The following is a 1,922-nucleotide window of genomic DNA, read 5'->3' as shown; positions in this document are numbered from 1 at the left end:
GGTGGTCCGGTTGTGGTGAAGGCGCAGGTGAAGACGGGTGGTCGTGGTAAGGCTGGTGGGGTGAAGCTGGCTGGGTCTGCGGGGGAGGCGTTGGAGCGGGCCCGGGAGATTCTGGGTTTGGATATCAAGGGGCATGTCACGCGGCGGGTGCTGGTGACGGAGGCCTCGGAGATTGCGGAGGAGTATTACTTCTCGTTCCTGTTGGATCGGGCGAATCGGACGTTTTTGGCGATGGCCTCGGCTGAGGGCGGGGTGGAGATCGAGCAGTTGGCGGTCGAGCGTCCGGAGGCGTTGGCGCGGGTGCCGGTGGATCCGTTGGCAGGGGTGGATCGGTCGGTGGCGTGGGAGATCGTGTCGCGGGCGGGGTTCCCGGAGGCGGTGCGCGCCGCGGCGGCGGATGTGGTGGTGTCGCTGTGGGAGACGTTCGTGGCTGAGGATGCGACGTTGGTGGAGGTGAATCCGCTGGTGCGGGATCCGGCGGATCGGGTCATCGCGTTGGATGGCAAGGTCACGCTGGATGAGAACGCCGGGTTCCGGCAGCCGGGGCATGCCGCGTTGGTGGATGTGCAGGCGGAGGATCCGCTGGAGGCCAAGGCCAAGGCCAGGGATTTGAACTATGTGAAGCTGGACGGGCAGGTCGGCATCATCGGTAACGGTGCGGGTCTGGTGATGTCCACGCTGGATGTGGTGGCCTATGCCGGGCAGCGGCACGGCGGGGTGGCGCCGGCGAACTTCCTGGATATCGGGGGTGGCGCGTCGGCGGAGGTGATGGCCGCCGGGCTGGATGTGATCCTGGGTGATACCGATGTGCGCTCGGTGTTTGTGAACGTGTTCGGCGGGATCACCGCCTGTGACGCGGTGGCCTCGGGGATCGTGGAGGCGCTGCGGATGCTGGGTGATGAGGCGAGCAAGCCGCTGGTGGTGCGGCTGGACGGCAACAACGTGGAGGCGGGCCGGGCCATCCTGGCCGAGGCCGCGCATCCGTTGGTGACGCTGGTGGACACGATGGACAGCGCGGCCGACAAGGCCGCCGAACTGGCAGCGGCAGGGGCGTGACACGACGATGTCGATCTTTCTTCACGAGCACAGCAAAGTCATCGTGCAGGGCCTGACCGGCTCCGAAGGCACCAAGCACGCCACCAAGATGCTGGCCGCGGGCACCCGCATCGTGGGCGGGGTCAACGCCCGCAAGGCCGGGCAGAGCGTCACCATCAACGAGCAGGACCTCACCGTCTACGGCACCGTGGCCGAGGCCATGCGCGACACCGGCGCCGAGGTCACCGTGATCTTCGTGCCGCCGAAGTTCGCCAAAGACGCCGTGATCGAGGCCATCGACGCCGGGATCGGGCTCGCCGTGGTGATCACCGAGGGCATCCCGGTCCACGACGCCGCGATCATGTGGGCCCACGCCTGCGCCCGCGGCAACCACACCCGCATCATCGGGCCCAACTGCCCCGGCATCATCTCCCCCGGCAAATCCAACGCCGGCATCATCCCCGCCAACATCACCGGCGGCGGCCGCATCGGCCTGGTCTCCAAATCCGGCACCCTCACCTACCAGATGATGTACGAACTGCGCGACATCGGCTTCTCCACCGCCATCGGCATCGGCGGCGACCCCATCATCGGCACCACCCACATCGACGCCCTGCAAGCCTTCCAGGACGACCCCGACACCGACGTCATCGTCATGATCGGCGAAATCGGCGGCGACGCCGAAGAACGCGCCGCCGACTACATCCGCGACCACGTCAGCAAACCCGTCGTCGGCTACGTCGCCGGCTTCACCGCCCCCGAAGGCAAAACCATGGGCCACGCCGGCGCCATCGTCTCCGGCTCCACCGGCACCGCCCAAGCCAAAAAACAAGCCCTCGAAAACGCCGGCGTCAAAGTCGGCAAAACACCCACCGAAACCGCCGAAC

General features: G+C 67.2%; 2 protein-coding genes. Both read left to right on the top strand.

What is annotated here, in order from left to right:
• Nucleotides 1–1,056 (top strand): ADP-forming succinate--CoA ligase subunit beta (gene sucC / locus JAP66_RS31710; RefSeq protein ID WP_199435561.1); only part of this gene is annotated, 1,056 nt, incomplete at its 5' end.
• A 7-nt stretch (nucleotides 1,057–1,063) separates the two neighbouring features.
• A partial coding sequence (gene sucD / locus JAP66_RS31705; protein WP_199435560.1) for a succinate--CoA ligase subunit alpha occupies nucleotides 1,064–1,922 on the top strand: 859 nt, incomplete at its 3' end.

It is taken from the genome of Qaidamihabitans albus (genome assembly GCF_016464705.1).
Taxonomy (GTDB): Bacteria; Actinomycetota; Actinomycetes; order Mycobacteriales; family Pseudonocardiaceae; genus Qaidamihabitans; species Qaidamihabitans albus.
This window is presented reverse-complemented; position numbering and strand designations above follow the sequence as displayed.